Genomic DNA, 4,823 nt, shown 5'->3' with positions numbered 1-4,823 from the left:
CTCTAAAGAAAGCTAAGAAAGGTAGGCGAAAGTCTACCTTTTCTGTTTTTAAGCCATAATCTTACTAGATTTCAGATATATAAAGAATACACCTTGTTTTGCCTTTTATTCTTTATAACACACCTTTTCAGACATAGCCATCTTTGCAATGTAATCAAGAATACGAGGCCTCAAATTCACGATTGCAGAAATAAAATTAAAAATCAAAAGATCAGACAAAGATGGAAAAGATTAAGATCAATTTTTCTGTAAGTGAACCAACTGTTGAAGGTACTAACTATAACAACAGTAAATCTTTTAAACGTTTTCTTGATGTTGCAAAAAAAAGATTATCAATAACTGTTACCTTTAAGAATGACAGTGAAAGACGTCCTTATGTGACAATTAGTGTATGGAAAGATAATGAGCTGACAGAAACGAGACTTTATTTGAATAGAGGACTGCTTAAGTTAGTGTTTGATGTATTAGAGGGAAAACCTTATAGTTTACAGGGAATAGATGTAAACGATATCCCGACAATGAACAGCAACGTTTCCGACTTTGGATTTTACATCTACCAAAAGCACAAAGAAGAGATGCGTCGAATAATAAGGAATAATAACAAAAGTTCTAATGGAAGATATTACTTCGATGCTTATCATTGGATACACAATACAAAAAGTAAAATAAACTACAATTTCGAAATAACAGAAGAAGTAGAGAGATACCTAAACGGCAAATAAGAAAGAGAGGAATCCCTCTTTTCGTTCTATTATGCTTCATCCATTTGCAAACAAACTATTACTTTTGTAAGCATGAGAATCATAGAAAAAAAGATATCAAAAGAAAATAAATACCTTTATCCTGATATACTCAAAGAAATTCCATCTAATACAATTCTTTGGAAGACTTTGCCAGGACTAGGAGCAACATATAGTGAGATAGAAGCTGCTCAACGTAATTCTATCATCATAGAACCTAATGTTCCTGTAATTGTAGGAAAAGAACAGAAAGAAATTCATAAAGGAAAGATCATAGGTGTTTATGAGGGTGTAACAGAAGAAAAGATATTAGAGTATCTTAAACAACCTAGAAATAGATACAAAATAATCACAACACCAGAAAGCTACATAAAGGTGAAGAAAGCTGTTGGGAAATCCCGATTCAGTTTGTATAATGATTTCTTCTTACTGTTTGATGAGTGCGAACGTATAACTACAGATATCGATTATAGGAAAAACATTGATATTCCTATGGATGATTTCTTTAAATTCAAACAGAAAGCATTTGTATCAGCTACTCCCATAATCCCCAGAGACCCAAGATTTGAACAAGATAACTTCTCTGTTATAAAGATAATTCCAGATTATGATTATAGACAGAATTTAGACTTAATAACTACAAATGATATAGTTGCTGCTGTCCGAAAGACACTGAATAAGACAAGTAAAGAACATATATGCTTCTTTGTCAATTCTACTGATACCATTGAGGCGATAATAAATACACTAAATATCAAGGATAGTTCTGTTATCTTCTGTTCTGGTAAGAGTAAGGAAACATTAGAGAAAAGAGGAGTTAATAATATTTCTACGACTGTAGCCCCAGACCTCTTAAAGAAATATAGCTTCTTCACCAGTCGTTTTTATTCTGCAGTGGATATAGAACTAGATTATAAGCCTGATGTTATTATGACAACAGATTTGTATTATGCTTCTCATTCTACAATCGATCCCTTTACAGAAGCTATCCAAATTGTAGGCAGATTCAGGAATGGAGTAAATAGTATCACTCATATTTCTAATATCAATAAACATATTGTTTGCAAAACTGACAAAGAAATCCTCTTATCTTTAGCAGGATGGAGAGAAGCCTATTTAATACTTAAAAATCTGGCAGAGACAACTTCCAATCCTGCAAGTAAAGAACTTTTTGAAGAAGCTATGGGATTGGTGTCATACAGTGATTTTATAGATGATAGAGGTAAAGAAAATTTCTTTCTGATAGACAATTACATAAACAAAGAGCAAGTAAAAGCTTATTATAGCTCCTCAGATAATCTACTGGATGCTTACCTTCAATCAAATGCTTTTATAGTTGATTATGTCAACATCTACAACCATTCAACTGCAATGGAGAGACTTAAGAGGAAAAGAAATAAATCCAATCCGCGTGGTGCAAATCAGGAAATTGTCGAAAATTTGGAATCTTTAGAATCCCAAAAAGATAGCATGGGTGAAGAAGAGTACAAAAAACAGAGATATATGTTTGCCAATGATTTTCCCACTATTGTAGAAGCTTATGATACATTTGGGAAAGACGTTTTCGAAGAATTAGATTACTCCCAGAAACGCATTGAAAATAAACTAATAGCACATAAAGAGGAATTACGAGGGAATGGATTAGGTTTTACTAAAGCGATTCACAATTCGTTTGAAGTTGGCAGGAAATATACGAGTAAAGAAATAGAAGCAGTATACGAACAGCTTATAGAGGAATTTGGTTATGCCTATAAAGAAGATGGCAAGCAATGGTTTAAGTGGATGGATAAGTATTTCGAAGGAGATAGAACGACTAAAGGGAAAAAGGATAGAGCATTCCTTATAAAAGACAAAAAAGTATAGCCAACATTTTTATCTGGGTATATAGAGATAAAATACATAGAAAATGTTGGCTGTCTTAATGTGTAGTATGCAAATCTAGTTCATTTCACCGTATTTTATTTGAAAACAAACTTACTTGGATGGAAGTAGCAAGGCTCCATACTGGATAAATGAGATAATTTAGTCATCAAATCCTTTTCAAGGCTTATATAATTTGTATACCTTTATAGGAAAAGTAATATATTCTAATGTTTCTTTATCTATGAATAATGATCATGGTATGATGGAGATGCTTTTTGAACTAATTCGGAAAGAAGATGTTTTATTATGGGCAGGAGCAGGATTTTCTTATTATGCTGGATATCCACTAGGACGGGATATTCCTAATATATTATACAATAATCTTTCTATTTCTGAAAAAGAGGATATACAGTACTGTTATGATCTGCAAAGACTTGCAGAAGATATTATTAATGTCAGAGGCGATAGAAGGCAGCTTATAGACGAACTGTCTAATATATTCCAAAAAGAACCTTCTCGCATAGATGCTCATCAGAAACTAGCAATGATTCCGCATATTAGAACGATCATAACTACAAATTATGATTCTCTATTTGAGATAGTATACAAAGATCGAATTGTCAAAATAGTTTCTGAAAAAGATCTTTGCAAAGTCAATAGAAATGGAATATGCTTAATAAAAGCTCATGGTGATTTTACACATCCAGAAGATCTGGTTATTTCTAAAAGTGATTATGAGAAGATTTATCATGATAATTTTAGCTCTTTACTATGGAATTTAATTACGAGTAAATTATGTACAAACCATATAGTTTTTATCGGTTATAGTCTAGATGATAGCAATGTTAGCATACTGATTAACAAGATCATTTCAAGACTTGGAGATCATAGAAAGGAGATGTTCTATATCTCTCCATATGAAAATAGATCTAAGCTTAATTTTTTAAAGAAAAACAACATTCATTACATAGAGACAACAGGAGAAGATTTTATTGATAAGCTCGACAAGCATATAAAAAACCATTTGCTCCCAGATGTTTTAGCAAAAAGTACATCTCCAAATATTTTATCTGAATATTTGCGCACAAGAAATAGAGATGTTCGCTATGAGGTAGAGACTGACAACCAAATAAGAGTAAAGGAAATAAAATCCATAGAAACAGGAGAATCTTTTTTCCCTTCCTTCAAATTCAACTTAAAAGATACTAGTTTGTTCGAACAAATTTCTAACCCCACTTCTTTTGACTCCATTGAAATAACAAATGATAAATTCTCGGATCTCGAAGCATGGTTTAGTGACTTGCGTATGCCAATACCTAAGAATATTGAAAAAATAATTTTTTCTATTCCAGAAGAGGAAAAAGTTGCTGATATAATATTTAAGGATATAGAGTTTGACTATCTAAACATCAAAACTAAGATTCGAGGTGTGAAAAATCAAAAAGAAATAAAGTTCGAGTTTGAAGAAGGATTTATCATGCTTAAGACTAAATTACATGATGGAGTTCTAAATATATCTTCAACCGTAACCCACTATGACAAACATACTAAAATAGATAAAGAGATTAAGTTTAATCGATTGATTATAAACATGTTTAGTGGTTATGCTTTTAGAATAGATATGGATGGAGTGAGTTTGGATTTTACTTTTCCTGATAGTAAGTCCATGAAATCTAAATCACTAGAGTTGCTGAACTTATTTCAGAAAGTCAAAAAAATAGAAAACTTTTACAATTTTCATTTTGATGAAATAGGTATTATAACTCATAGAGATATTAAGTGTATATCATTTCTCTATGATAATATCATCAATGAAAATGTTTGTCGATATAGTTTGGATGAGAAATTCTGGGATAAGGAATTTGCAATGCGAATGGAAATGGATACTCAGAAAAAAGATAGAGTAATAAAGGATCTTGAATCAAACAATTTTAGTGTATGCTTTTATGACAGTCAAACTCTTCTCCTATTTGATAGGCCTGTAGATATAGGACATTTTCATATAAGCGCTATCAACTACAAATACGAAATTTTATATGATAAAAAGAGGGACGATATATTTTTTGTCCAATTAATAGTTCACGAGAATAATTTAAAAATCAACTATAAAAAGGATGTACTTATAGACTAATGTGATATTTTTGACTCCATTTCAATCCATTGGATAAGTAGTCCAATAACAAGTTTCATGTCTTCATCGTCTGATTTAGAAAAGCTATC

General features: G+C 31.4%; 3 protein-coding genes. All 3 read left to right on the top strand.

Translation table 11 applies throughout. The features are described from left to right. Positions 1–221: 221 nt before the first annotated feature. The 3 genes from D0T51_RS12035 (at position 222) to D0T51_RS12025 (ending at position 4,734) form a co-directional block, all read left to right on the top strand. Positions 222–722, top strand: a complete 501-nt coding sequence (locus D0T51_RS12035; protein WP_163729621.1) for a hypothetical protein — start codon at positions 222–224, stop codon at positions 720–722. 72 nt (positions 723–794) lie between these two features. Further along, the gene (locus D0T51_RS12030) at positions 795–2,603 is read left to right on the top strand and encodes a DEAD/DEAH box helicase family protein (RefSeq protein ID WP_163729620.1); all 1,809 of its coding nucleotides are present in this window, start codon (positions 795–797) and stop codon (positions 2,601–2,603) included. Between the two features lie 259 nt (positions 2,604–2,862). Further along, positions 2,863–4,734: an SIR2 family protein gene (locus D0T51_RS12025; RefSeq protein WP_163729618.1), complete on the top strand. Its 1,872-nt coding sequence runs from the start codon at positions 2,863–2,865 to the stop codon at positions 4,732–4,734. Positions 4,735–4,823: the final 89 nt, after the last annotated feature.

It is taken from the genome of Parabacteroides sp. 52 (genome assembly GCF_010500925.1).
GTDB lineage: Bacteria > Bacteroidota > Bacteroidia > Bacteroidales > Tannerellaceae > QVMG01.
The sequence above is the reverse complement of the archived record's forward strand: the minus strand, read 5'-3'. Positions and strand labels throughout refer to the sequence as shown.